26 protein-coding genes are annotated in these 24,036 nt (G+C 62.2%); 10 read left to right on the plus strand and 16 right to left on the minus strand.

The window, feature by feature from the left end; genetic code table 11:
* Nucleotide 1 precedes the first annotated feature (1 nt).
* The 4 genes from CHR90_RS18565 (at nucleotide 2) to CHR90_RS18580 (ending at nucleotide 4,667) form a co-directional block, all read left to right on the plus strand.
* On the plus strand, nucleotides 2-544 hold the full coding sequence (locus CHR90_RS18565; protein ID WP_141210995.1) for a putative pterin-binding protein: 543 nt from the start codon (nucleotides 2-4) through the stop codon (nucleotides 542-544).
* Nucleotides 541-1,986, plus strand: coding sequence for a sensor histidine kinase (locus tag CHR90_RS18570; protein ID WP_094410601.1), 1,446 nt, complete (start codon nucleotides 541-543; stop codon nucleotides 1,984-1,986). The genes CHR90_RS18565 and CHR90_RS18570 overlap by 4 nt, the downstream gene beginning before the upstream one ends.
* Nucleotides 1,987-2,330: 344 nt before the next feature.
* Entirely contained in the window at nucleotides 2,331-3,977 is a 1,647-nt protein-coding gene (locus tag CHR90_RS18575; RefSeq protein ID WP_141210996.1) for an ATP-binding protein, read from the plus strand.
* 111 nt (nucleotides 3,978-4,088) lie between these two features.
* Nucleotides 4,089-4,667: a hypothetical protein gene (locus CHR90_RS18580; protein ID WP_094410603.1), complete on the plus strand. Its 579-nt coding sequence runs from the start codon at nucleotides 4,089-4,091 to the stop codon at nucleotides 4,665-4,667.
* 262 nt (nucleotides 4,668-4,929) lie between these two features.
* Here CHR90_RS18580 and CHR90_RS18585 read toward each other — a convergent pair whose 3' ends face one another.
* From CHR90_RS18585 to CHR90_RS18625, 9 genes are all read right to left on the minus strand, one after another.
* Nucleotides 4,930-5,448, minus strand: coding sequence for an Lrp/AsnC family transcriptional regulator (locus CHR90_RS18585; protein ID WP_094410604.1), 519 nt, complete (start codon nucleotides 5,446-5,448; stop codon nucleotides 4,930-4,932).
* Between the two features lie 71 nt (nucleotides 5,449-5,519).
* A complete protein-coding gene (locus CHR90_RS18590; RefSeq protein ID WP_094410605.1) occupies nucleotides 5,520-7,604 on the minus strand; it encodes a putative bifunctional diguanylate cyclase/phosphodiesterase in 2,085 nt (694 codons plus the stop codon).
* 186 nt (nucleotides 7,605-7,790) lie between these two features.
* Nucleotides 7,791-8,129, minus strand: a complete 339-nt coding sequence (grxD, locus tag CHR90_RS18595; protein WP_094410606.1) for a Grx4 family monothiol glutaredoxin — start codon at nucleotides 8,127-8,129, stop codon at nucleotides 7,791-7,793.
* A 27-nt stretch (nucleotides 8,130-8,156) separates the two neighbouring features.
* On the minus strand, nucleotides 8,157-8,393 hold the full coding sequence (locus CHR90_RS18600) for a BolA family protein (RefSeq protein ID WP_094410607.1): 237 nt from the start codon (nucleotides 8,391-8,393) through the stop codon (nucleotides 8,157-8,159).
* A 12-nt stretch (nucleotides 8,394-8,405) separates the two neighbouring features.
* Nucleotides 8,406-10,673 carry a phosphoribosylformylglycinamidine synthase subunit PurL gene (purL, locus tag CHR90_RS18605; protein ID WP_094410608.1) on the minus strand — a complete coding sequence of 756 codons (2,268 nt, stop codon included), beginning with the start codon at nucleotides 10,671-10,673 and terminating at the stop codon, nucleotides 8,406-8,408.
* Between the two features lie 12 nt (nucleotides 10,674-10,685).
* Nucleotides 10,686-11,381, minus strand: a complete 696-nt coding sequence (gene purQ / locus CHR90_RS18610) for a phosphoribosylformylglycinamidine synthase subunit PurQ (protein WP_094410609.1) — start codon at nucleotides 11,379-11,381, stop codon at nucleotides 10,686-10,688.
* Nucleotides 11,382-11,386: 5 nt separating this feature from the next.
* Nucleotides 11,387-11,629, minus strand: coding sequence for a phosphoribosylformylglycinamidine synthase subunit PurS (purS, locus tag CHR90_RS18615; protein WP_094410610.1), 243 nt, complete (start codon nucleotides 11,627-11,629; stop codon nucleotides 11,387-11,389).
* 93 nt (nucleotides 11,630-11,722) lie between these two features.
* Nucleotides 11,723-12,505: a phosphoribosylaminoimidazolesuccinocarboxamide synthase gene (purC, locus tag CHR90_RS18620; RefSeq protein ID WP_094410611.1), complete on the minus strand. Its 783-nt coding sequence runs from the start codon at nucleotides 12,503-12,505 to the stop codon at nucleotides 11,723-11,725.
* A 121-nt stretch (nucleotides 12,506-12,626) separates the two neighbouring features.
* Nucleotides 12,627-13,358 carry an NRDE family protein gene (locus tag CHR90_RS18625; RefSeq protein ID WP_094410612.1) on the minus strand — a complete coding sequence of 244 codons (732 nt, stop codon included), beginning with the start codon at nucleotides 13,356-13,358 and terminating at the stop codon, nucleotides 12,627-12,629.
* Between the two features lie 124 nt (nucleotides 13,359-13,482).
* Here CHR90_RS18625 and CHR90_RS18630 point away from each other — a divergent pair, with 124 nt between their 5' ends.
* Nucleotides 13,483-13,809: a DUF1476 domain-containing protein gene (locus tag CHR90_RS18630; RefSeq protein WP_094410613.1), complete on the plus strand. Its 327-nt coding sequence runs from the start codon at nucleotides 13,483-13,485 to the stop codon at nucleotides 13,807-13,809.
* Between the two features lie 42 nt (nucleotides 13,810-13,851).
* On the opposite strand, the gene CHR90_RS18635 is transcribed toward CHR90_RS18630, so the two are convergent.
* Genes CHR90_RS18635 through CHR90_RS18645 form a run of 3 tightly spaced genes read right to left on the minus strand, consistent with a single transcriptional unit; the run spans nucleotide 13,852 to nucleotide 16,500 of the window.
* Nucleotides 13,852-14,874, minus strand: coding sequence for an ABC transporter substrate-binding protein (locus tag CHR90_RS18635; RefSeq protein ID WP_094410614.1), 1,023 nt, complete (start codon nucleotides 14,872-14,874; stop codon nucleotides 13,852-13,854).
* A 22-nt stretch (nucleotides 14,875-14,896) separates the two neighbouring features.
* Entirely contained in the window at nucleotides 14,897-15,679 is a 783-nt protein-coding gene (locus CHR90_RS18640) for an ABC transporter permease (protein WP_094410615.1), read from the minus strand.
* Nucleotides 15,676-16,500 carry an ABC transporter ATP-binding protein gene (locus CHR90_RS18645; RefSeq protein WP_094410616.1) on the minus strand — a complete coding sequence of 275 codons (825 nt, stop codon included), beginning with the start codon at nucleotides 16,498-16,500 and terminating at the stop codon, nucleotides 15,676-15,678. Before CHR90_RS18645 ends, CHR90_RS18640 begins: the two co-directional genes overlap by 4 nt.
* A 165-nt stretch (nucleotides 16,501-16,665) precedes the next feature.
* Between CHR90_RS18645 and CHR90_RS18650 the strand changes: the two genes are divergently transcribed.
* Nucleotides 16,666-16,980: a DUF1476 domain-containing protein gene (locus tag CHR90_RS18650; protein WP_094410617.1), complete on the plus strand. Its 315-nt coding sequence runs from the start codon at nucleotides 16,666-16,668 to the stop codon at nucleotides 16,978-16,980.
* A 59-nt stretch (nucleotides 16,981-17,039) separates the two neighbouring features.
* Here CHR90_RS18650 and CHR90_RS18655 read toward each other — a convergent pair whose 3' ends face one another.
* Genes CHR90_RS18655 through CHR90_RS18670 form a run of 4 tightly spaced genes read right to left on the minus strand, consistent with a single transcriptional unit; the run spans nucleotide 17,040 to nucleotide 20,872 of the window.
* The gene (locus CHR90_RS18655) at nucleotides 17,040-17,408 is read right to left on the minus strand and encodes a hypothetical protein (protein ID WP_094410618.1); all 369 of its coding nucleotides are present in this window, start codon (nucleotides 17,406-17,408) and stop codon (nucleotides 17,040-17,042) included.
* A 12-nt stretch (nucleotides 17,409-17,420) separates the two neighbouring features.
* A complete protein-coding gene (locus CHR90_RS18660; protein WP_094410619.1) occupies nucleotides 17,421-17,717 on the minus strand; it encodes a type II toxin-antitoxin system prevent-host-death family antitoxin in 297 nt (98 codons plus the stop codon).
* A gap of 4 nt (nucleotides 17,718-17,721) precedes the next feature.
* Nucleotides 17,722-19,089, minus strand: a complete 1,368-nt coding sequence (locus CHR90_RS18665; protein ID WP_094410620.1) for an ABC1 kinase family protein — start codon at nucleotides 19,087-19,089, stop codon at nucleotides 17,722-17,724.
* On the minus strand, nucleotides 19,082-20,872 hold the full coding sequence (locus tag CHR90_RS18670) for a M3 family oligoendopeptidase (protein WP_094410621.1): 1,791 nt from the start codon (nucleotides 20,870-20,872) through the stop codon (nucleotides 19,082-19,084). Before CHR90_RS18670 ends, CHR90_RS18665 begins: the two co-directional genes overlap by 8 nt.
* Before the next feature lie 111 nt (nucleotides 20,873-20,983).
* Between CHR90_RS18670 and CHR90_RS18675 the strand changes: the two genes are divergently transcribed.
* The 4 genes from CHR90_RS18675 to accC all read left to right on the plus strand — a co-directional run bounded on the left by CHR90_RS18675 (nucleotide 20,984) and on the right by accC (nucleotide 24,030).
* A complete protein-coding gene (locus tag CHR90_RS18675; protein ID WP_094410622.1) occupies nucleotides 20,984-21,571 on the plus strand; it encodes a thermonuclease family protein in 588 nt (195 codons plus the stop codon).
* Between the two features lie 107 nt (nucleotides 21,572-21,678).
* Entirely contained in the window at nucleotides 21,679-22,128 is a 450-nt protein-coding gene (gene aroQ, locus CHR90_RS18680; RefSeq protein ID WP_094410623.1) for a type II 3-dehydroquinate dehydratase, read from the plus strand.
* A 65-nt stretch (nucleotides 22,129-22,193) separates the two neighbouring features.
* Nucleotides 22,194-22,661, plus strand: coding sequence for an acetyl-CoA carboxylase biotin carboxyl carrier protein (gene accB / locus CHR90_RS18685; RefSeq protein WP_094410624.1), 468 nt, complete (start codon nucleotides 22,194-22,196; stop codon nucleotides 22,659-22,661).
* A 4-nt stretch (nucleotides 22,662-22,665) separates the two neighbouring features.
* Complete coding sequence (accC, locus tag CHR90_RS18690; RefSeq protein ID WP_094410625.1) at nucleotides 22,666-24,030, plus strand: acetyl-CoA carboxylase biotin carboxylase subunit; 1,365 nt, start codon at nucleotides 22,666-22,668, stop codon at nucleotides 24,028-24,030.
* Nucleotides 24,031-24,036 lie beyond the last annotated feature (6 nt).

Below are 24,036 nucleotides of genomic sequence, written 5' to 3' on the forward strand. Positions count from 1 at the left end.
TATGGTTAAGACTCTATCCCGCCGTCAGATGTTTCTGGGCAGCGCCGCGTTAGCCTTCCTGCCGGCCGTTAGCCGGGCAGAGGCCGCCCTGCCGCCTGCCAAGGGGCCGGTGCTGCTGACCATCGACGGCGCCATTACGCGCGGCAACGGCAAATCCGATACCGGCGCGCCGCTGGCGCAGTTTGACGCCGATATTCTCGATATGCTGCCGCAGGTCACCGTCGAAACCGATACCTGGTGGGACGAACAGCCGCGTCGCTATCGCGGCCCGCTGCTGCGCGACGTGCTGGCCGCCTGCGGGGCTGACCTGACGAAGGGCAGCTTTCGCGCCGTCGCCATCAATGATTTCGCCATGACCATTCCGATGGGCGACGTTACCCGCTGGCCGGTGCTACTGGCGCGCTTTATGGACGAGCAGCCGCTGCCGCGCCGGACCAAAGGGCCGCTGTGGATCATGTATCCGCGCCGGGGCGATCCCGATCTCGAACGGATCAACGTGCGCCACCGCTGGGTCTGGCAGTTGAACCGGATCACTGTGTCGTGACGCGGCTGCCGTTCCTGGCCAATCGCCGCCTGCGCATCACGCTGCTGGCGCTGATGGTGCTGCTGACGCTGGTTGCGGCGGCAGTGACCCATCTTGCCAATGTCGAACGGCAGAGCGCCGCCCGCTTGGATTTCTCGCGCAGCCCCTGGGCCATCGCCGCGACGGAGGTGGAAACTCTGCGGTATGGGCAAGCGTTAGAGTTACTGGCTTATGGCCGTCGGTCGCCCGAGGTGATCGAGGAAGCCCGCCGCCGCTTCGATACAACCTGGAGCCGGGTGGATATTCTAAAGACTGGCCCCGAAGGACGCCCATTGCTGCGCCTGCCCGGCTATCCCGAAACCCTGGCTGCCTTCGATAAAACGCTCCAAGAGCAGGAAGGGTTGATTGACCGGCTAGAAGCGGCAACGCCGGAGGAGCTGCACGCAGCCCACAAGGCCATAGATGCGATTATCCCCCGGCTGCGCGACGCTTTTTTAATGATGCTGACCGATGCGAACTACAATGGTCTGCGCACAAGCGCCGCTCATGATCTTCTGGAAGGGCGCTTATCGTTTCTGCTGACGGCCCTCGGCAGCCTCGTTGTGCTGCTGTTCCTGCTGCTGATGTCGGAAATCCGCGAAGCCCGGCGCCTGCTCCGCCAGTCGGACGCGATGGTCGCGGTCCTGCGCGACCGAGAAGCAGAGCTGGCCCGCCTGCACGCTGAAGCAACCGACGCCCAGCAGCGGGCGGAGGATGCCAACCGCGCTAAGACCGTCTTCCTTGCCCATGTTAGCCACGAGCTACGGACGCCGCTGCACTCGATCCTCGGGTTTTCCGAGACCATCAACCGCGAAAGTTTCGGCCCGATCCAGCCGCCGCGTTATGCCGAATATGTGCAGTATATCCATCAAAGCGCCGAGCATCTCTCGACCCTCGTCGAAGATCTTCTGTCGTTAAGCCGCATCGAGGCCAAGGAATATACGCTGAACGAAGCCCGGCAAGACCTTGGGGCGCCGTGCCGCTTCGCCGCCGACCTGCTGCGCGCCAAGGCAGAGGAAGCCCAGGTGACCCTGGTGCTAAAGGAGCCGGAGGGGCCGCGCCGCGTCATCTATGCCGAACAGCGGGCCATGCGGCAAAGCGTGCTGAACCTGCTGAACAACGCCATCAAATTCACCCCGAAGGGCGGCACGGTGACGCTTGCCTGGGGCCTGAATGACGCAGGGGCACCGCAAATCAGCGTGACAGATACCGGGATCGGCATTTCCAGCGATGATCAGCGCGTGATCTTCGATCCGTTCTTCCAGGTCGATAATGGCCTGACCCGCCAGCACATTGGCGCCGGGTTGGGCCTGCCGCTGGTCAAATCTCTCATGGAATTACATGGCGGCAGCGTGACCGTGCAAAGCGCGCCCGGCCAGGGCAGTTGCTTCACCCTAACCCTGCCGAAAGACCGGCTGATCTAGGCTGCAACGCACAAAAAAAGAGCCGCGCTAAAAGCGCGGCTGCCGAGTTTAGGGAGGAAACGCTCAAGAGCGTCAGCGGGATGGAGAGAAACTCTCGATGCCGCACTGCAAAAGTAGTATGGTGCGGTGCAGCGTGTCAAGGCTGAAACGGCGCTACATCTGGACATTCTGTCGCACCCTGGGGAACTTTCCAAGGACGCGGCCTAAAAAGCACGGGGGACACGCCCATAGACTCGCCCCCGCCCCCCGGATCAGCTATGCTCCGGGCACGGGGCGAGGTGATTTAACCCTGTTTCGGGCGTCTGGGCCGCCCGCAGACACTTGGTGACGGCAGGCGGTGCTACGTGGGAACAAGTGCGGCACTTATTGCGTTCTTTCTAGCGACGGTCCTGGCGGCGGCGGCCCTTACCTGGGCTTTCTCCCTTCGGCGGCAGGTGCAGCAGATTCGCGGCACCGCCCTAAGCCTGGATGCGAAGTATCAGGATTTCCTGAGTTGCAGCGCCGATTGGTATTGGGAAACCGATGCCGATGGGCGCTTTTTGCGGTTCGAGCGCGGCCCCCAGTCGGCGGTGCCCGATGTTGATGGTGTAGACCGGCTGCCCTATGGCAAGCGCCGCCAGGATTTAACCGCCGACGATACCGACCAAGCCCATTGGCGCCGCCATGCGGAAGATATTGCCGCTGGGCGCCCCTTCGATAATTTCCTCTATTCCGTGCGCCGGTCGAACGGCACGCTGGCCTATGTCCGCTCGTCCGGGCGGCCAGTGCTGGACGGCGACGGCAAGGTGATCGGCTGGCGCGGCGCGGCGTCGAATCTCACCCGCCTGCGCCAGCGCGAGATGGAATTGGCGCGCCAAACCGCGCTGCTGCGCCTGACCATCGATAACGTCGCCTCCTCCGTCCTGCTAGTGGACGAGGATTTGAAGATCCGCCATTGGAACCGGCTACTGCATGGGATTTTCGACCTGCCGACCGGCATTATCAAGCCGGGCATGCCCTATGCCGATTTGGTGCGCTATTTCGCAAAGCGCGGTGATTACGGCCCGGGCGAGCCGGAAACCATTGTCCAGCAACAGATGACCAGCCTGCCGCCGAATGGGCCGGAGCGGATCGAATGGACCATCCTGTCGGATAAAATCATCGAAACCTACCGGCGCTTCACGCCCGGCCTGGGGTTCGTCTTCACCCATATCGACATCACCCACCGTAAGCGCAGCGAAGAAAAGATGCGCACGGCAATGGAAGAAGCCTTTGCCGCCAACCGCGCCAAGACCGTCTTCCTGGCGAATATGAGCCACGAGCTGCGCACGCCGCTGAATGCGGTGATCGGTTTCGCCGAAATTATGGAAGGCCAATTGTTCGGCCCGATCGGCAATCCGCGCTATCTGGATTACGCCCGCGATATTCGCGAAAGCGGCGCCCATCTGCTGGAAGTGATTAACGATATCCTCGACCTCTCCAAGATCGAATCCGGCAAAGTGGAGATGAACGAGGAAGAGTTGGACCTGGTGCGCATCATTCAATCGGTCGTGCGCCTGCTCCAACACCGCGCCGCCCGCGCCGGGCTGGCCCTGCACACCGACCTGCCACCAGCGATGCCCAGCCTTTATGCCGATGGCCGCTTGCTGCGCCAAATTCTGCTGAACCTTCTCTCCAACGCCGTCAAATTCACCGATGCGGGCGGCAGCGTTACCATCAGCGCCAGCTTGGAAGAGGGGGGCGGGCTGGCCCTGCGCGTCGCCGATACGGGCATCGGCATGGACCCGGCCGAAGTCCCCATTGCCCTGACGCCCTTCCGGCAACTCGACAATAGCCTGTCGCGTAAATTCCAGGGAACGGGGCTGGGGCTGCCGCTGGTGAAATCGCTGATCGAACTGCATGGCGGCACGCTGGAAATCGAAACGGCCCTGAATGTTGGGACGACGATCACGGTGCATTTGCCCGCCGAGCGCGTGGTGTCCCGCCCGAATCTGCTGACCGCCGCCCCGTAATACCCCCCGTCTCACAGCCGTTGAAGATCGGTTGACAAGCCCCTGACGCGGCGGCATTCTTGCCGCATAGGTTCGGCGTTTGTTCCGATCTTTCCAGGCAGGAGGCGCAGCATGGCACGGCAGGAACTCCAGACCCCCGGGACCGATCTGGCACGGCTGGCCAAACTGCTGGCGCGGCTCGATAGCGATCAAGATGCCGAGGTACTGGCCGCGGCGCGGGCGGCATCGCGCCTGCTGCGGGTGGCCGGGCTTGGCTGGGATGATGTGATTAGCGCTGCCCCCGGTAAGGGCTGGCGCGGCTTTCTCGACCTCGGGAAAATGCTCGCGGCGGAAACCAAGCGCCGGATTGCTGCCGAGCGTGCTGCCCACCATTGGCAAACCCTCGCCCGGTTGCGGGAAGCGGCGGTCAAACCCGACCCGATGGTCGCCCCGGCGGCAGCGGCCCCTTCCCCCACCCCCGACGATACCGAAACGGTGATTATCGAAGAGGCGGCGACGGGCCATCCGCTGATCGACCGGCTGCTGGCCGCCCCCGGCCTCGATGCCGCCCAACGCCGACGGGTGGAAGCGATTGCCAGTTGGTATCGCCGCTCCGGCGATCTGCTGGAAACCGAAAGCCGCGATTTGGAAGCCTTTGGCCAGCAGGTCGGGCTTATCCCCCAGTATCACCTTCAGCGCGTTGCGGCATAAAAAACGGCTGAAGCGTTGCCCACGCTTCAGCCGTTTCAATGTTGCGGGCGCCTTTGCCCGAAAGCACCCGCGCAACCAGTCGGCGGGGAGGGGAGAGAGCCAACCAGTTGATTGGCTTAAAACGTATCATCGCTACATCATCTTGTCATCAAATTTCGCGATCCGGTGAATAGGGCCGGATTATGCCGATTTTCTTTGGCTTTTCGTAATCTGACTACAGCGCATGGGGGCATTCTGACGCCCTGGCGAAATCCTGCAAAAATCAGGACAGGATGATAGACGGATCATTATCCTTTTCGATCAAATGATGCAGCGGCATCCCGGCATAGGCCTTGACCGGTTTTATGACAATATGGCTGAAAAACTTATCAATCCCCACATCGGAATTAATCATCTTCTCGCTGAGGATCTGGTAATCGCGCACGTCGGTACAGACGAACTTCAGTAAGTAATCATAGCCACCCCCAATGGAATAGGCTTCGATCACTTCAGGAATTTTAGCGATCACGCTTTCAAAGCGCTCGTAATCTTCGCTGCGCTGGTTCTTCAACGTCACTTCGGCATAGACCAAGACGTTGCGGCACAGTTGATCGAGGTCGATTTCAGCCGAATAACGCTTGATATATCCTGCCGCTTCTAGGCGCTTAACCCGTTCCAGGCAGGGGCTGGGCGATAGGCCAACTTTCTCGGCCAGCTTAAGATTGGTGATCCGCCCCTCGGTTTGTAATGCTGCGAGGAGTTTGAGATCGGTCCGATCGAGTTTCCGTGGCGTCTTGGCCATGCCCTATCCTGCCGAATTTTATTCTGCGTTCTGTCAGGCATAGCCCAAAACCGCCGCGCTGGCGAGAGGGGTCAGCGCGGGCTATTCGCCGGATGCCGGGTGAGATAGGTCGAAAAATCCCCAACCGACAGGGGCCGGGCGAAATAATAGCCCTGCACCTCGCGGCACCCGATTTCTTGCAGGCATTCGAACTGGCTTTCGGTCTCGACCCCTTCCGCCACCGTTTCCAGCGTCAGGCTTGCCGCCATCGACACAATGGCCTGGCAAATCGCGCGATCATCGGCATTATCGGAAATGCCGGAAATGAAACTGCGGTCGATCTTCAACAGATCAATCGGCAAGCGCTTGAGATACGACAGCGACGAATAGCCGGTGCCAAAATCATCAATGGCAATTGTTATGCCGAGGGCTTTTAAGTCCTGCAAAAGATCAACCGCCCGATCAAGATCGCTCATCAGGCCGCTTTCTGTGATCTCCAGCTCCAGATTGGCCGGGGGCAAGCCCGAGGCTTCCAGCGCCTCCACCACTTTTTGCAGCAGCCCGGCGTCGCGGAACTGGCGGACGGATAGATTGATCGCCACTTTCAAATCGGGAAAGCCCCGCTGCATCCAGTAGCGCGCCTGTTTGCAGGCGGTTTCCAACACCCAATGGCCGATAGGGACGATCAGGCCCGATTCTTCGGCAATCGGGATAAAATGCGATGGCGGGATGCGACCCATTTCTGGGTGGTCCCAGCGCAATAGCGCCTCCATCCCCCGCAGGGTGCCATCGAGCGTGCCGAGACGCGGTTGATATTCCAGCGAAAATTCCCCCCGCTCCGCCGCCCGGCGCAGATCGGTCTCAATCGCCAGCCGCCCGGCGCGACGGTCGCGCACCCGTTCGGAATAGACAACCGTGGTGGCGCGCCCCGCCTCTTTCGCCTCATAGGTCGCCGCTTGCGCCGCCGTCAGCAGGTTCGACGGCTCACTCGCGTGATCCGGGTAGAGCGCGATCCCCTGCGAGAGCGAGATATAAAGTTCCGACTGGTCGATCAAGAATGTCCGGGCCGAGGCTTCTTCCACCCGCCGCGCCAGCCGGTCGATGGTCGCGACCGGATCGAGGGTCGAGGAGATGATAACGAAATCATCACCGCCGAGATGCCCCAGCAGGTCGCCTTCCTCAAGATCGCCCCCCAAGCGCCCGCCCACGGCTTGCAGCAACCGGTCGCCCGGCCCATGCCCAAAGAAATCGTTCACATATTTAAAGTGATCAATATCGATCGAAATGGCGACGATGGTTCTAAGCGGCGCCTGGGCGATCATCCGTTCAAGATGTTGGAGGATTTTGACCCGGTTCGGCAGCCGGGTCAGCGGATCGTAAAGCGCCAGCCGTTCCAACCGGCTTTCGATGCGCTTGCGGTCCGACACATCGCGCACAGTGACCAGATGGGCGGAAACGGTTGGCAGGGGTAGCGGCGAGACGGCCATTTCGCCTGGAAAACCGATGCCATCGACCCGCGACATGGTAATCGACCGCCCTGTGCCCAGCGTGCTGCGTGGCACCGCCCGGATAAGCATCTGGACCGATGCCTCTTCCCCCATACCGCCATCTTCGAACAAGGTCGGCGCCAGTAACGGCCAGACCGACATGCCGCGCGCCGGGTCCCGATCAACGGCGAAAACCCGCTGGGCCGCCGTATTGAGATCGAGGATCCGGCCATCATCATCCACCAGCAGAACCGCATCGCCGACCGTATCCAAGAGACGGCTGAGCACATCCTGTTGGTCGGCCAACGGGCCAAGAGCGGAAACCGGTTCGAAAATCAGCAGCCAATCGCCGCCCGGCACCAGTCGCAGCGGCGAGACGAATAATTGGCACAGCGGCTCGCTGGCCCCGGCCCCCATATCCTTCAGCGCCACCGTGACCGCACCACCAGCCTGCGCGCGCTGGGCCAGGTCTAACGGCTCGGCAGAAACCGCGCGGCACAGGGCCGCCCAGGGGGTTTCGATCAAACTCGCTACCGGGCGTCGAAAAAGGGCCGCCGCCGCCGGATTGGCATAGAATACCGCCGCGCCCCGCACGCACACCACGGCCGTCGGCAGCCGGTCATAGGCGGCGCCAAGAGAGCCTGAGGGTTCAGCGTCTGCCGATACCGAGAAGGAGGGCTGCGCAACCATGAGACTCAGTGTAGCCAAGGGACAGGGGCATTCCAGTCAAAAGCCACATCCACCTCGCAAAAAAACCATTGTGCTGCAAAGGATTTTCCCGCTGCAGCTTAGAGAGATAGACTGAATCAAATTACATAAAATTCCATTAAGATCAAAAAAGGGCGACTGTTTGCCGCCCTTTTCGACTAAAACGGCTTATGCCGCTTGAACATTGATGCCCTTGGTATTGAACATCTCCAGCAGTTCACCCGACTCGAACATCTCGCGGATAATATCGCAACCGCCGATAAATTCGCCCTTCACGTAAAGCTGCGGAATCGTCGGCCAGTTGGTGTAATCTTTAATGCCCTGGCGAATGCCGGGGTCATCCAGAACATTGATACCCTTGAACGGCACGTTCAGATGATTGAGCACCTGGACGACGGCGGCGGAAAAGCCGCACATCGGAAACACCGGGGTGCCCTTCATGAACAGCACCACATCGGTGCCGGTCACTTCCTGATGAATGCGGTCCCGAACGGTAGCGTCAGTCATAGCGATATCCTTTCAGCGGAAAGCGGGTCAGGCGTCCGGGGTGGCGGTTTGCAGGGCGAGCGCATGCAGCTCGCCCCCCATTTTGCCGCGCAGGGCCGCATAGACCATTTGGTGTTGCTGCACGCGACTCTTGCCCCGGAATTCGGCGGAGACGATATGCGCGGCATAATGATCGCCGTCGCCGCGCAGATCCTGAATGCTGACCTGAGCATCGGGCAGGGCTTCGCGGATCATCGCTTCGATGGTGGCGGCATCCATTGCCATTAGGGCGTCTCCTTAATCGTTCGCCGGTTCGTCAGCGTAGAGATTGTCATCTTCCTCGTCGCTGCCAACCCCATTTTCCATATAATCGGGCAGCCAGCTTTCATGAATGACCATCAGATCTTCAAGGTCGATGGCATCGTCGCCGTTGACGATGATCCCGGCGCCGCCGGTCATCCCCAATTCGGTCAACACCATGCCCGCCGCAGCCGCCTGCTTGCGCACGGCATCGGGCTTATTCGTGGTGAAGATATAGCGCGCCTGATCCTCGCCGAAAGCGATGGCATGGGCCGGGCCGGTATCGGGCAGGTCGATTTCCGCCCCGATGTCGCCCGCCAGCGCCATTTCCGTCACCGCGACCAACAAACCGCCGTCCGACACATCGTGACAGGCGGTTACCAGCCCTTCGGCGATCAGCGAGCGGACGAAATCGCCATTGCGCTTTTCAAGCGCCAGATCGACCGGCGGCGGCGCGCCTTCTTCGGCCCCGCAGAGTTCGCGGAGATAGAGTGAAGCGCCAAGCCAGCCCTTGGTCTCCCCGACCATGAAGATGGCTTCATCTTCAGCCTTAAAGGCGATGCTGACGGAGGTTTCGGCGTCTTCGAGCAGCCCGACGCCGCCGATCACTGGGGTCGGCAGAATGCCCTGGCCATTGGTTTCATTGTAGAGCGAGACATTGCCCGAGATGATCGGGTACTCGAGCGCCCGGCACGCGGCCCCCATCCCCTCAAGACAGCCGACGAGCTGGCCCATGATTTCCGGGCGCTCGGGGTTGCCGAAGTTAAGGTTATTGGTCACGGCGAGCGGCATGGCGCCGACGGCCGTTAGATTGCGCCAGCTTTCGACCACGGCCTGCATGCCGCCGCGTTGCGGATCGGCGAAGCAATAACGCGGCGTGCAGTCGGTGACCATCGCCAGCGCCTTTTTCTGGCCCGGCAGGCGCACCACAGCGGCATCGCCGCCCGGTCGGATGACCGTATGGCCGCCGACGAGATGATCATACTGTTCCCAAATCCAGCGCTTGGAGGCGAGGTCGGGCGTGCCCATCAGGGTGGCGAGCGCGTCGGTCAGCGAGTCCGGCGCCTCCACTTCCCCCGCCAACACTTCGTCTTGCAGCGGCGTCGGCTCGTAGGGGCGATCATAGAGCGGCGCATCATCGACCAGCGGCGACAGCGGCAGGTCGCAGACCACGCCGCCCGACTTTTTCAGCACGATATGGCCGCTATCGGTCAGCACACCGATGGGGGCGAAATCCAGGCCCCATTTTTCGAAAATCTGCCGCGCCACGCCTTCCGATCCCGGCTTCAGGATCATCAGCATGCGTTCCTGGCTTTCGGACAGCATGATTTCGTAGGCGCTCATCCCCGTCTCGCGGGTCGGCACCTTATCGAGATCAAGCTCGATCCCCAGCCCCCCCTTGCCCGCCATTTCGACGGAGGAGGAGGTGAGGCCTGCGGCGCCCATGTCCTGGATCGCCACAATGGCATCGGTCGCCATCAGTTCCAGGCAGGCTTCCAGCAGCAGCTTTTCGGTGAAGGGGTCGCCAACCTGCACGGTCGGGCGCTTGCTTTCCGCTTCCTCGGTGAATTCGGCCGAGGCCATGGTGGCGCCGTGGATCCCGTCGCGCCCGGTCTTGGCCCCCAGGTAAATCACCTGATTGCCGACGCCCGCCGCCGCCGAATAGAAAATCTTATCGGTCTTGGCGATCCCGACGGTCATGGCATTGACCAGGATATTGCCGTTATAGGCCGGGTGAAACTGCGTCTCGCCGCCCACGGTGGGCACGCCCATACAGTTGCCGTAGCCGCCGATGCCCGACACGACGCCCGCCAGCAGATGCCGGGTCTTCGGATGCGCCGGGTCGCCGAAGCGTAGGGCGTTGAGGTTGGCAATCGGCCGCGCGCCCATCGTGAACACGTCGCGCATAATGCCGCCAACGCCGGTCGCCGCCCCCTGATAGGGTTCGATGAAGCTCGGGTGATTATGGCTTTCGATCTTGAAGATCGCCGCATCGCCGTCGCCGATATCGATCACTCCGGCGTTTTCGCCCGGCCCGCAGATGACCCAAGGGGCCGTCGTCGGCAGTTTCTTCAAGTGAATGCGCGAGGATTTATAGGAGCAATGCTCCGACCACATCACCGAGAAAACGCCCAATTCCACCAGGGTCGGCGTGCGCCCCAGGCGGGTGAGGATGCGTTGATATTCGTCGGTCTTCAGGCCGAATTCGGTGGCGTCGGCCTCGGTCGCGGGGCGCGTATCGAAGGCAAGCGTATTGGCGGTCACGAAGGGGCCTCCTTAACCGGCGATGGACTGCACGAGGCTGCGGAACAGGCCCGCACCGTCGGTCGATCCGAACAAAGGATCGATGGCGTTTTCAGGATGCGGCATCAGCCCCAGCACGCGGCGATTTTCCGACAGGATACCGGCAATGTCGCGCTGGCTGCCGTTGGGGCTCCACCCGTCTTCAAGGTCGCCATCGGGGCTGCAATAGCGGAAGGCGATCCGGTCTTCGGCCTCAAGCTTATCCAGTGTCGCATCGTCGGCAAAATAATTGCCGTCATGATGCGCCACCGGCACTTGCAGCACCTGGCCCGATTTCAGCGCCGCCGTATAGGGCGAGTTGGTCGTACCGACCGACAGGAACACGTCGCGGCAGACGAACTTAAGCGTATCGTTGCGCATCAGCGCGCCGGGCAACAGCCCGGCTTCGGTCACGATCTGAAAACCGTTGCAGATCCCGAGGACGTGAACGCCCTTCTCCGCCGCCGCCTTGACTTCGCGCATCACCGGCGACTGCGCCGCCATCGCGCCGGAGCGCAGATAATCGCCGTAAGAAAAACCGCCGGGAACGATGATGAGGTCGAGGCCCTGCGGCAGTTCGGTTTCGCCGTGCCAGACGAACTGCGGTTCGGACCCGCAAATCTGCCGGAGCGCCGCCGCAGCGTCATGCTCCCGGTTGGTGCCGGGAAAAATCACAATCGCGCTTTTCATGGCGCTTAGTCCTGCAAGGAAACGGTGTAGGTTTCGATGACGGTATTGGCCAGCAGCGTCGCGCACATTTCGCGCACGAGGCTTTCGGCCTTGGCGCGGTCGGTTTCATCGAGGTCGATTTCGATGTACTTGCCCTGGCGCACGTCCTGCACCCCGGCAAAGCCCAAAGTTTCCAGCGCCTGATGGATCGCCCGGCCCTGGGGGTCGAGAACGCCGTTTTTCAGGGTGACGTGCACGCGCGCCTTCATCGCACCATCCTTCCAAAAGCAAAAACGCCGGGGAACCCGGCTTACCGAAAAGACAAAAGCCCGCCGACCAGAGGATCGGCGGGCCGAAGCATGTTAGTTCACCACGCGCGGGGTGCGCGGGTCTTCGCCCTCGCCGCCTTCGCCCTCGACCTCGACGGGCAGAACCCCAAGGCGGCGCGCGACTTCCTGGTAGGCTTCCTGCACCCCGCCGAGATCCTGGCGGAAGCGGTCCTTATCCAGCTTCTGATTGGTCTTTACATCCCACAGGCGGCAATTGTCCGGGCTGATTTCATCGGCCAGAACGATGCGCATTTCCTCGTCTTCCCAGACGCGGCCGAATTCCAGCTTAAAGTCGATCAGCTTTAGCCCAACGCCCAGGAACAGGCCCGACAGGTAATCATTCACCCTGAGGGTCAGGTGAACCATATCGTCGATATCTTGCGTGCTGGCCCAGCCAAAGGCGGTGATATGCTCTTCCGACACCATCGGGTCGCCCAGTTCGTCGTTCTTATAATAATATTCGACGATGGAGCGCGGCAGCGGCGTCCCTTCCGGGATGCCCAAACGCTTGGACATCGACCCGGCGGCGACATTGCGCACCACCACTTCGATGGGAATGATTTCGACCTGCCGCACCAATTGTTCGCGCATGTTGAGCGCGCGGATAAAATGGGTGGGGATGCCGATTTCGGTCAGCCGCGTCATCAGGAATTCGGAAATGCGGTTGTTCAACACGCCCTTACCGCTGATGGTGCCCTTCTTCTGATTGTTGAAGGCGGTCGCATCGTCCTTAAAATACTGCACGATCGTACCGGGTTCCGGCCCTTCGAACAGAACCTTCGCCTTGCCTTCGTAAATCTTCCTGCGTCGCGCCATCAACCGATCCTCTGGGGCTGTCCGGTCGCGCCAACCCCAGCGGCGGCGATCCGGTCCGCGTCTCTATAGCAGCGGGGGGAAGGGGATACAATGTACCCGTCGCCCCCAGCGGGCGACCCGGTTATGCGACCGCTTCATACGCCGTCGCGGCGGGCGGCCCATCGGCGTGCAGAAAAACCGGCGCCCGCCCCTGCCCCAAAGGCGGCAGCGCGATCAGACTGGCCGAGCGGGTGCCGTAGCCGTTCGGCAGATGCATCGACAGGCCGTGGCGCGGCTCTACCTTATCCTCTTGCGCGAGCAAGGCTTGCCACGCGCCCCAATCCCCTGCCGATGGGTCGGGCAGCGGCGCGGCGATGAAGCGCGGCAAATGTTTCTTGATGCGCGGGTCGTGCGGATCATTGCGGTCCCACGCGCCAAACATCGAAAACCCTTCGGGAATGGTTTCGACCGTCAGGCGGGTTTCGTCAGAGCGGATCCAGAACGCATCGCGGTCGTCGGCGATCACTAAATTGAAGCCGCGATAGGCGCGCGGATCGAGCGCCGCCAGCGCCTCCGCCGCCACGCGCGCATCGGCATGGTCGAGCGCGTCCAGCACCAATTCGCCCCGGCTGCGCTTACCGTCCTGCGGCCCTAGCGTGCCATAGCGGTTAAGCAGCGCCGCCGTGACGCCGTAATCGTTGATCCCCAGCCAGGAACCACCGGAGAGTTCATCCAGCCCCGCCCGCACCTCGGGCCGGTCGGGCCAATGCCGCCCCGGCGCCCGGGCAGGCCGGTCCTGCATTTCCTCACGCATCGCCGCCATCAAAATCGGCCACGCCTGCCCCGGACGGCGCACGAGCAACACCACGCACATCTCACACTCCCCCTGCAACCCGCTTTTGAGCTATATCAAAGACGGGGGTGTTTCTGCTCCCAGATAGTGCCCCGCTGTAAAAAATTGCAGGGGGGATCGGCCCCCGCAAGAAACAGGACAGGCCATGACCAAGTTTGAAGATCGGGAACGCGCGTTCGAAGCCCATTTTGCGCTGGAGCAAGACCAGCTTTTCCGCGCGATGGTACGCCGCGATAAGCTGTTCGGCCTCTGGGCTGCCGAGCGTATGGGCTTGCCCGCCGCCGAAGCGGATATGTACGCCAAGGGGCTGATCGATTACGACATCGAACACCCGGGCGACGAAGACATTCTGGAACGGGTGGCGGATGACCTTGCCGCGCGCGGGGTTCACGCCGATCTGCCGCAACTGCGCGTCGAACTCGACCGGCTGCACGCGGTCGCCAAAAGCGAGATCCTGGGCCAGCAGGCCTAAAGAAACCGGCCTGCCCCGAGGGTCGGGGCAGGCCGTTTCCTCTTACTTTACTGCCTCGCGGGCCTTGGCGACAAAACGCCCGTCGAAGGTCTTGGCGAGATCGAGCTTCACATTCTTGAATTCGGCATCGGTGGTCGTCAGCAACTCCGCCGCCGCTTTCTGGCCCGATTCCGGGATCACCCCCGTGCGCGAATAGCTGGCAAGATTAGCCGCCACCGCCTGGGTATAAAGCGCCTTATCGCCCAGCCAATAATCCTGCGGCACCGTTTCGGTAATATCCTCCGGCGCGGCTTTGGCGATCCACATCAGCGCCTTATACAGCGCATTGGTCAGCGCCTGAGTGGTCTTCGGGTTCTTCGCGATAAAATCGCTCTTGAGGTACAGCACCGCCGCCGGATTGGTGGCGCCGAAAACCGCCTGGGTGCCTTCCAGCGTGCGCGTATCGACCAAAACTTTCACGGCCTTATCGGCTTCCAGCTTGGCGATCACCGGATCAAGGTGGGAGATGGCCTGGATTTCGCCCTTCTGCATTGCCGCCACCGCCGACGCGCCGCTGCCAACGCCGACGAAGGACGCGGCATCGGTCGCCAGCCCCGCCTTGACCATCAGATATTGCGCGAAAATATGCGTCGAAGACCCGGGGGCGCTAACGCCGATGATCATGCCCTTCAAGTCGGCGGCGGACTTGACCTTATCCGCCTGATCCTTACGGACCGCCAGCACGATGCCGGGAAAACGCCCAAGTTCCAGCACGGCGGTAATCGCCTGCCCCTTGGTCTGCATGCGCAAAGTATGTTCGTAAGCGCCCGTCACCGCATCGACCGATCCACCGATCAGCGACTGCAAGGACTTCGCCCCGCCGCCGAAATCATTGATGGTGACGGTCAGGCCTTCTTCCTTAAAGAAGCCCTTCTGTTCGGCAATCGTCAGCGGTAAATAATACAACAGCGGCTTGCCGCCGACGCCGAGTTCGATGTTTTTCTTCTCTAAATCCTGCGCAAACGCGGGCAGGCTGGCCGCTGCCGTTAAGGCGAGCGCCGCGAGCGCCCGATAAACCCGTTTCATCTGTTTCCTCCCAAAGTTATTTTTACGATGGATTGGGCGGGCGCCAGACCAGCAGCCGCCGTTCAACACGGGTGACGATGGCATCGACCATCAAGACGAAGCTGGCCAGCACGACCATGCCGGCGAAAACCCCCGTGGTATCGAACACGCCTTCCGCCTGATGGATCAGATAGCCAAGGCCTGCCGAGGCACCGAGATATTCCCCAACCACCGCGCCGATCAGCGCGAACCCGACGGAGGTGTGCAAGGACGAGAACATCCACGATAGGGCCGACGGCCAATAAATATGGCGCAGCAACTGCCGCTCGTTCATCCCCAGCAGGCGCCCGTTGGCCAGGATGACCGGGTTCACCTCCTTCACGCCTTGATAGACGTTGAAGAAGACGATGAAGAAGACCAGCGTGACCCCGAGCGCGACCTTCGACCAGATGCCGAGACCGAGCCACAGCATGAAAATCGGCGCCAACACGACGCGCGGCAACGAGTTGGCGATGGTGATATAGGGATCGAAAACGGCGGCCAGCAGCGGTTTCCGCGCGAACCAGAACCCTAGGCTAATCCCCAACCCGGCGCCGATGATAAAGGCCAGCACGGTTTCCAGCAGCGTCACCCACAGGTGCCGCCAGATCATGCCCGTCGCGAACATCCTCACCACCCGCTGCGCCACCGCGACGGGATCGGAGAAGAAGAAGGACGGCAGCAGATAAACCTCCCCCAGCGGCACGGTGGCGCCGAGGTACCAGACGGTCAAAAACCCAAGGCCAACGAGGATTTGCAGCGCAAGCAAGGAAACGGGCGATTTCATGCCGCTTGCTCCGCATAGGCTTTCGCCACCTCACCGCGCAACTGGCTCCAGATCGCATGATGCAGCTCATGAAAGCGCGGCAGCAGGCGGATATCCGCCGTATTGCGCGGGCGCGGCAGGTCGATGTCATAGTCGCCGATCAGCCGGGCGGATGGCCCCGCCGAGAGCAGGATGACGCGATCCGAGAGGGCTATCGCCTCCTCCAGATCATGGGTCACGAAAATCACTGCCTTGCCGGTGCCCGCCCAGAGATCGAGCAGCAGCGTGCCCATGATCTGCCGGGTTTGGGCGTCGAGCGGGCCGAAGGGTTCGTCCATCAACAAAAGCTGCGGGTCGCGGATCAGCACCTGCGCCATGCCCACCCGCTTGCGCTGCCCGCCGGAAAGCTGGTGCGGGTACCGGTCGCCAAAGCGCGCCAGGCCGACCTTGCCCAGCCAAGCCTGCGCCCGCTCTGCCGCCTCGGCTGCGGGGATGCCTGCAATCTCTAGCGGCACCGCAACATTCTGAAGGGCCGTTTTCCACGGCATCAGCGCGTCTTGCTGAAACAGATAGCCCGCGCCGCGATTAAGGCCGGGAAGCGGCGCCCCATCGATCAAAACCCGCCCGCCGGTCGGCTTCAGCAACCCGGCGGCGACGTTCAGCAGGGTCGATTTCCCGCAGCCCGTTGGACCGACGATGGAAATAAATTGCTGCGGCGCAACAGATAAAGTGAGCGGCGCCAAGACCTCATACTCCGGTTTATTTTTCACCGGAAAGGCAAGGCGCACGCCATCGAAATGAACGGCCAACGGGCCTTGTGGTGCTTCCGTCGCTGACGGCACGGTGTTTTCCTCCCCCTTGCCCGTCTTTTGTCATATTCCTGTAAATCTGCCCGACGCGATTAGAAACATCAAGATAACTGACCGAATTTCTAGCGGCCCAGGGTTGCACAAAGGGCATTCGCGGCCCATCTCTCGGGCATCCACCCCCTACCCGCAGGAGCGATCATGAGCGGCATCAATGACCGGGAAAAAGCCTTCGAAACCAAATTCGCCCAGGATGAAACCCTGCGCTTTAAAGTTGTCGCGCGGCGCAACAAGCTGCTCGGCCTCTGGGCCGCCGAAAAACTCGGCGAGGCGGATGCCGACGCTTACGCGAAAACCGTGGTCGCCGCCGATTTCGACCGTCCCGGCGACGATGACGTGCTGGAAAAAGTCGCCGCCGATTTCACCAAAAAGGGCATCGCCATCGACGCCGCCACCATCCGCAGCGAAATGACACGCCTGCTGGCCGTGGCGAAGGAACAGGTGGCGGGGGAGTAGCCTGCTGCAACCGACCTACTCGGCGGAAAACGCTGGGTAGGTCGCCTCAAAAGGCGCGTTCAGGCTGCCCCGAAGCCCACCTCCCGCTGCCGGAAATGGCGAATGGACAGGGCATAAATATCCGTTTCATTCGCGGCGTAGAGGATTAGATATTCACCGGCGATATATTCCCGAACCTCGGCCCTTCCCATCTCCTTGGCGAGGAGAACTTGGAAATGTTCCCATTCGACCGAGAGACCGGTCAAACCGCCGCGATTTGGATCGAATAGACGGCCAATGCTGGGGAAACGTTGAATATTGGGAAAGATGAGGCTTTCAAGCGCCGCCAGTAACCGTAAATAGCGATCCCGCGAGTTATTTTCTTCGAAATATCGCGCGATTTCCAATAACCGCGCCTCAAAGACTGGCCCAGTCCGCAAGTGGCGCATCGCGAAACGCCCTTAAGACTGAGGCGCACGCGCCCGACGCAGACGGCGCAGCATCCCGTAAGCGTCTTCTGTCCGCCCTGCGGCTACATCTTCCAGCCCCTGGATAGCATCCTGAATCAAAAGGCCATTCAACCGCTCCCGCGCCAACCGGTGATAATAAGCCAAGCTCTCCGCATCGATCAGCGCGACATAGGCCTTGCCGTCCTTGGTAACAATCGCCTCCTCCCCCGCCTTGGCGGCAGCCGCGAGGTCGGCAAAGCGCGCTTGCGCTTCGTCGAGCGGGATGGGGGAAAGGGGCGCCGTCGTCATAGCGTCAGCCTACAGGATTTAGCCGCCCGGGCAAAGCCTCCCCCGGAACCCCACTGGCCGCCAACGCCGCCGCCTGCCGCGCCGCCAGCGCCCCGGCGTCGAAATCGCCCGCCAGATCGTGGAACAGCTTATACCAATTGATCTCTGCCCCCAGATGGGTGAACACCGACCCAAGTCCGATGGCGGCGCGGTCCATAAACACGAATTCGCGCGGCGGCTTCACCCCGCCCAGGCGCCGCAGTTCGGCATGGACCTTGGCGGCGACTTCCTTACCGTATTCCGTCCCGCCTTCGTTTTGGATCAAGCGGGTGCGGTTTTCCAAGATCGGGCCGTAAAGGAAGCTGGCCCATTGGTTCAGCACATCCACCAATTCGTGCGAGAGATTGGTGAAGCCCCAGGTTTCATAGGCGGCAATCGCCCGGTCGCGGTCGCCGGTATCGAGCGCGTGATAAAGCTCGATCACGCCATTGACGAAGCGCGCCGGGAAAACCCGGATACAGCCGAAATCGAGCAGATTAATCCCATCATCGGGCCGCGCGGCGTAATTGCCGGGGTGCGGGTCGCCGTGGATCACGCCGTAGCGGTAGAAGGGCACGTACCAAGCGCGGAAGAGGTTATAGGCAAGGCGGTTGCGCTGCTCCAGCGGGGCATCTTTCAAGGACAGCAGCGGCACGCCGTCGAGCCAGGTCATGGTCAGCAGCCGCCCGGTCGAGAGGTCGTCGATCGGCTCCGGCACCGAAACCCCCGGCTCGTCGGCGAGCATATGTCGGTAGAGGTGCAGGTGCCGCCGTTCGCGGTCGTAATCCAACTCCTCCCGCAACCGGTCACCGATTTCGAGATGCACATCGCCGGGGGAAATGGCCTTATCCGTCCGCTCATAGAGCGCCAGCAGCAGCTTAAGCTGCTTCAAATCGGCTTCGACAGCAGACGCCATGTCGGGATATTGCAGCTTCACCGCAACGGCCCGCCCATCGGGCAGCTTGGCCTTATGCACTTGGCCAAGGGAGGCGGCGGCAGCGGCTTCCTGCCCAAACTCGGCGAATTTGCTCTGCCAGCCCGGCCCAAGTTCGCCCTGCATGCGGCGCTTCACAAAGGGCCAACCCATCGCCGGGGCGTTGGACTGGAGGGAGCGCAACTCCCGCGCATATTCTTCCGGCAGCACATCCGGCAGCACGGCGATAAGCTGCCCGACCTTCATCAACGGCCCCTTGATGCCGCCGAGAATAGCCGTGAGTTCGGCGGCATGCTTGTCGCGGTCGATGCCAATGCCGAGGAAGCGTTCCCCCGCAAGCCGCGCGGCCACGCCGCTCATCTTCGTGGTGACGGTGGCATAGCGGCGCATGCGGCCGCCGAAGCTGTTTTCCTCAGACATGAGCAGGCAAGCTTTCCAGTTCGTCGATGAAGTCGGCGATCATTTGCAGGCCGCGGTCCCAGAAGGCCGGGTCGCGCGCATCCAAACCGAAGGGGGCGAGCAGCGCCGAATGATGCTGGGAGCCGCCCGCCTTCAGCAGCGTCAGATACCGCTCCGCAAACCCCTCTTCCGCCCCGGCGTAGACGGCGTAGAGCGAGTTCACCAAGCAATCGCCGTAGGCATAAGCATAGACGTAGAAGGGCGAATGGATGAAGTGGGGGATATAGGCCCAGAAGTGCTTATAGCTATCGTCGAAGCGCACGGCATCGCCCAGGCAATCACGCTGGGTATGCAGCCAGATTTCCGCCAGATCGTCCGGCAGCAATTCGCCCTGGCGGCGGCGGTCGTGGACGGCTTCTTCGAACGAATGCAGCGCAATCTGCCGCACGACGGTGTTCAGCATATCCTCGACCTTGGAGGCCAGCAGGAAGCGCCGCTGCGCCGGGTCCTTCTCCTGCGCCAGCAGCGCGCGGAAGGTCAGCATTTCCCCGAAGACGGAGGCGGTTTCGGCGAGCGTCAGCGGCGTTTCGGCCAGCAAATGCCCCTGGGTCTTGCCCGCCAGCACCTGATGGACGCCGTGGCCCAATTCATGGGCGAGAGTCATCACATCGCGCACCTTGCCCTGGTAATTGACCAGCAAATAGGGATGGGCCGACGGAACGGTGGGATGCGCAAAGGCCCCCGGCGCCTTGCCGGGGCGCACCGGCGCGTCGATCCAGGCCTTATCGAAAAACTGCCGCGCGACCGTCGCCAGATCGGGGGAGAAAGCGTGATAGGCCGACAGAACGGTTTCCGTCGCCTCCCGCCAGGGAATCTGCCGATCCGGCGCCCCCGGCAGCGGCGCATTGCGGTCCCAGGTTTCAAGCTGCTTCAGGCCGAGCCACTGCGCCTTGAGCTTATAATAGCGATGGGCAAGGCGCGGATAGGCGCTGCGGACCGCCGCAATCAGCGCATCGACCACGCCATCTTCCACCCGGTTCCCGAGATTGCGGCTGGAAATCGGGCGCGGATACTTCCGCCAACGGTCTTCGACTTCCTTATCTTTCGCCAGCGTATTGGTGATGAGCGAGAAGACGCGCACCTCGTCCGCCAGCGCCTTACCGAAGGCTTGGCTGGACGCCTTCCGCATCTCCCGATCCGGCGACACCATCAGCGCCAGCACTTCGGTCGACGTTAGCTCGCGCCCATCGATGGGGATGCGCAGCGCCGCCATAGTTTCATCGAATAGCCGCACCCAGGCCGCCCGCCCAGTCAGGGATTTTTCCAGCAGCAGCTTTTCTTCCGTATCGGAAAGCTGATGCGGGCGGAAAGCGCGGCTGGCCTCTACCCACGGACGGTAGCGCGCGGCGGCGGGATCGGCCAGCAGCGCTTCGACCGCCTCCGGGTCGAGCTGATTGAGTTCCAGCGTGAAGAACAGCAGCGTGCCCGCGATCTCGGTAATCCGTTCCTGCACCGACTGGTAGAAGCGCCCCACGTCCGGGCTGCTCATGTCTTGCGCGTAGAGAAGCTGGGCAAAGGAGCCGAGCTTGCCTAAGCGTTCGTCCAGCGCCTCGTAGCGTTTGACGGTCGCGGCGAAATCGGCGGACGCCATGCCGTTCAGCTTGCCCTGCGCGACCGCGACCAGCGCCGCCGCTTCCGCCGTAGCCCAGGCGAAATCCGCGTCAATCGCAGGATCGCTCGGGCCGCGATACAGGTCGGACAGATCCCAGGTCGGCAGATCGGCAGTTTTCAACGAAACGGACATGCGAAACTCCTTTACCTTTGGATATAGAGCGTCCGCCCGCCGCGACCAAGCCGTTGCGCCGCAACCCTGCCGTTATTTCGCGTGCAGGCTGGGTCGATTTTGGGATATATCATGAACATGCTCAATCCCCTCGCCCGGCTGGCGCGGCTGAAATCCGGCCCGGCCCCCGCCCGCAGCAAACGTGCCGCGCTTCCCCCGCCGCCGCGCCGCCGCTGGCCGCGCCCGAGTTTTCTGTCGGCCCTGGCGCTCGCTGCCGTGATCGCCGCCGGATGGTTCGGCACCCGGCCCGACGATGCGCCGCCCTGCCCCGGCGATACGGCCCTGACCGGCCCGGCCTGCGCCGTGGATGGCGATACGCTCAGCCTCGGCGGTCATATTACCGGCCAGCGTTGCGGCGGCGGGCAGTTGGTGCGCCTCTGGGGCGTCAATGCCCCCGAAAGCGGCACCCCCGGCTACCGCCAATCCCGCGCCGCGCTGCAATCTTTGGTCGAGGGCCGGACGGTCGCCTGTCAGCGCGTCGACACCGACGACCACAACCGCCCCGTTGCGCGCTGCTGCACGGCTAAAGCCGACCTCTCCCATACCCAAACCCGCGCTGGCTGGGCCTGGGATTACCCAAAATACTCGAAAGGCGCCTTTGCGGCGGCAGAGGCGGAAGCGAAGCGCGACGGCGTGGGGATTTGGGGCAAGGGGGAGTAACCGCCCCCAGGCAGAGGCCGGGATAGGCCTCACACTGCGCCTTTCTTGCATCGCACGCGCGGCGTGGTATAACGCGGGGTCTGACGCAATCTTTTGAGGTCGACCTTTTGTCTGCCCCCCTGATCTTGGTCCTCAATGGACCGAATCTCAATCTGCTCGGCACGCGCGAACCTGAAATCTACGGCACCGATACGCTGGACGATATCCGCGTCGTGACGGAGCGGACGGCGACGCAATTGGGCTGCACGGTGGATTTCCGCCAGTCGAACCACGAAGGCGTGTTGGTCGATTGGATTCACGAGGCACGCGGCACGGCGGCGGGGATCATCATCAATGCTGGGGCCTATACCCATACCTCGATTGCGTTGCTCGATGCGCTGAAGGGCGTCAGCCTGCCGGTGATCGAGGTTCATCTGTCGAACATCTTCCACCGCGAAGCCTTTCGCCATACCTCCTATCCCGGTCGAGCGGCGGTTGGGGTCATCGCGGGCTTCGGCGGGCAATCCTATGTGTTGGCCGTGGCGGCCCTGGCCAACCTGATTAAAACCGCCGCCTAAGGGTTCCGTTTTTCTGGCGGCAGCGGCCTTCGCGGTCGCCCGCGCGATTCTGATAGAGAGAAAGCATGTCTCAGCATCAATTGGACAGTGAACTGATCCGCAATCTCGCCAGCCTGCTGGACGAGACGAAGCTGACCGAAATCGAATATCAGCGCGATAATGTTCGCATCCGCGTGGCCCGCACGCTGCCGCCCGCCAATGTCGCTCTGCCGCCGGTTGCGGTCGCCGCCCCAGCGCCGATGGCCGTTGCACCCGCCGCCCCGGCGGCCCCGGCCGTTAGCGCCGCCCCGGCGGATCATCCCGGCATGGTGCCGTCGCCGATGGTCGGCACCACCTATCTTGCCCCGGAACCGGGCGCGCGCCCGTTCATTTCGGTGGGTGATACGGTTCAGAAGGGCCAGACCCTGCTGATCATCGAAGCGATGAAGGTGATGAACCCGCTGCCCTCGCCGCGCGCCGGTGTCGTGAAAGAGATTTTGGTGACGGATGGCAAGCCGGTCGAATACGGCGAACCGCTCGTGATCATCGAGTAAGCGCATGTTTGAAAAGATCCTGATCGCCAATCGCGGCGAAATCGCCCTGCGCATCCACCGCGCCTGCCGGGAGCTGGGCATCCACACGGTCGCCGTTCATTCTACCGCCGATGCCGACGCCATGCATGTGCGCCTTGCCGACGAAAGCGTCTGCATTGGCCCGCCCGCGCCGCGCCAAAGCTATCTGAACATGCAGGCGATCATCTCGGCCGCGACGATTACCGGGGCGGAAGCCATTCACCCCGGCGTCGGCTTTCTGGCCGAGAACGCCGATTTCGCCCAGATGGTGCAGGATCACGGCATGGTCTTCATCGGCCCATCGCCGGAGCATATCCGGGTTATGGGTGATAAGATCACCGCGAAAAAGGCGGTGCAGGATCTTGGCATCCCCACCGTTCCCGGCTCCGATGGGCCGGTCGCCACTGAAGAAGAGGCCATCGAGATCGCCCGGCGCATCGGTTATCCGATCCTGATCAAGGCGGCGGCGGGCGGCGGCGGCAAGGGCATGAAGATTTGCCGGAACGAGGCCGATCTGCGCGCGCAATTGCCGGTGGCCCGGTCGGAAGCCCGTGCCTTCTTCGGCAATGATGCGGTGTTCTTCGAAAAATTCTTGGAACGCCCACGCCATATCGAACTGCAAATCCTCGGCGACGGGCAAGGCAATGTGATCCATCTCGGCGAGCGTGATTGCTCGTTGCAGCGCCGCCATCAGAAGCTTCTGGAAGAAGCCCCGTCGCCCGCGCTGAATGCAGCGGAACGCGAGGCTATTGGCGAGATCGCCCTGAAGGCAATGGGCACGCTCGGCTATGCGTCGGCGGGCACGCTGGAGTTTCTGTACGAAGACGGGCAGTTCTATTTCATCGAAATGAACACGCGCCTGCAGGTCGAACATCCGGTGTCGGAATTCATTACCGGCATCGATCTGGTGCGCGAGCAGATTCGCATTGCCGCCGGTGGTAAGCTGACGATGAAGCAGGAAGACGTGCGCTTTAACGGCGCCGCCATCGAAGTGCGCGTCAATGCCGAACATCCGGTGACCTTTGCGCCGTCGCCGGGCAAGATCGGCGAATATCATGCGCCGGGCGGGCCGGGCGTGCGCGTCGATTCGGCGCTCTATTCCGGCTATAAGGTGCCGTCCCATTACGACAGCATGGTATCGAAGCTGATCGTTCATGGCAAAACGCGCAACGAATGCTTGATGCGCCTGCGCCGGGCCTTGGAAGAATATGTGATCGCTGGGATCGATACGACCATCCCGCTGCATCAGAAGATCATCGCCGATCCCGATTTCATTACCGGCGATTATACGATCCATTGGCTCGAACATTTCATGGAACGCACCGCCGCCGCTAAGGACGGCGCGGCCTAAGCCCCG

It is taken from the genome of Elstera cyanobacteriorum, assembly GCF_002251735.1.
GTDB classification, from domain to species: domain Bacteria; phylum Pseudomonadota; class Alphaproteobacteria; order Elsterales; family Elsteraceae; genus Elstera; species Elstera cyanobacteriorum.

Bases quoted from the DNA above. Each gene is read 5' to 3' on its own strand.
- CHR90_RS18565 (WP_141210995.1), top strand. From the start codon at position 2: ATGGTTAAGACTCTATCCCGCCGTCAGATGTTTCTGGGCAGCGCCGCG.
- CHR90_RS18580 (WP_094410603.1), top strand. From the start codon at position 4,089: ATGGCACGGCAGGAACTCCAGACCCCCGGGACCGATCTGGCACGGCTG.
- CHR90_RS18585 (WP_094410604.1), bottom strand. From the start codon at position 5,448: ATGGCCAAGACGCCACGGAAACTCGATCGGACCGATCTCAAACTCCTC.
- CHR90_RS18590 (WP_094410605.1), bottom strand. From the start codon at position 7,604: ATGGTTGCGCAGCCCTCCTTCTCGGTATCGGCAGACGCTGAACCCTCA.
- grxD (WP_094410606.1), bottom strand. From the start codon at position 8,129: ATGACTGACGCTACCGTTCGGGACCGCATTCATCAGGAAGTGACCGGC.
- CHR90_RS18600 (WP_094410607.1), bottom strand. From the start codon at position 8,393: ATGGCAATGGATGCCGCCACCATCGAAGCGATGATCCGCGAAGCCCTG.
- purQ (WP_094410609.1), bottom strand. From the start codon at position 11,381: ATGAAAAGCGCGATTGTGATTTTTCCCGGCACCAACCGGGAGCATGAC.
- purS (WP_094410610.1), bottom strand. From the start codon at position 11,629: ATGAAGGCGCGCGTGCACGTCACCCTGAAAAACGGCGTTCTCGACCCC.
- purC (WP_094410611.1), bottom strand. From the start codon at position 12,505: ATGGCGCGACGCAGGAAGATTTACGAAGGCAAGGCGAAGGTTCTGTTC.
- CHR90_RS18625 (WP_094410612.1), bottom strand. From the start codon at position 13,358: ATGTGCGTGGTGTTGCTCGTGCGCCGTCCGGGGCAGGCGTGGCCGATT.
- CHR90_RS18630 (WP_094410613.1), top strand. From the start codon at position 13,483: ATGACCAAGTTTGAAGATCGGGAACGCGCGTTCGAAGCCCATTTTGCG.
- CHR90_RS18635 (WP_094410614.1), bottom strand. From the start codon at position 14,874: ATGAAACGGGTTTATCGGGCGCTCGCGGCGCTCGCCTTAACGGCAGCG.
- CHR90_RS18640 (WP_094410615.1), bottom strand. From the start codon at position 15,679: ATGAAATCGCCCGTTTCCTTGCTTGCGCTGCAAATCCTCGTTGGCCTT.
- CHR90_RS18650 (WP_094410617.1), top strand. From the start codon at position 16,666: ATGAGCGGCATCAATGACCGGGAAAAAGCCTTCGAAACCAAATTCGCC.
- CHR90_RS18655 (WP_094410618.1), bottom strand. From the start codon at position 17,408: ATGCGCCACTTGCGGACTGGGCCAGTCTTTGAGGCGCGGTTATTGGAA.
- CHR90_RS18660 (WP_094410619.1), bottom strand. From the start codon at position 17,717: ATGACGACGGCGCCCCTTTCCCCCATCCCGCTCGACGAAGCGCAAGCG.
- CHR90_RS18665 (WP_094410620.1), bottom strand. From the start codon at position 19,089: ATGTCTGAGGAAAACAGCTTCGGCGGCCGCATGCGCCGCTATGCCACC.
- CHR90_RS18670 (WP_094410621.1), bottom strand. From the start codon at position 20,872: ATGTCCGTTTCGTTGAAAACTGCCGATCTGCCGACCTGGGATCTGTCC.
- CHR90_RS18675 (WP_094410622.1), top strand. From the start codon at position 20,984: ATGAACATGCTCAATCCCCTCGCCCGGCTGGCGCGGCTGAAATCCGGC.
- accB (WP_094410624.1), top strand. From the start codon at position 22,194: ATGTCTCAGCATCAATTGGACAGTGAACTGATCCGCAATCTCGCCAGC.
- accC (WP_094410625.1), top strand. From the start codon at position 22,666: ATGTTTGAAAAGATCCTGATCGCCAATCGCGGCGAAATCGCCCTGCGC.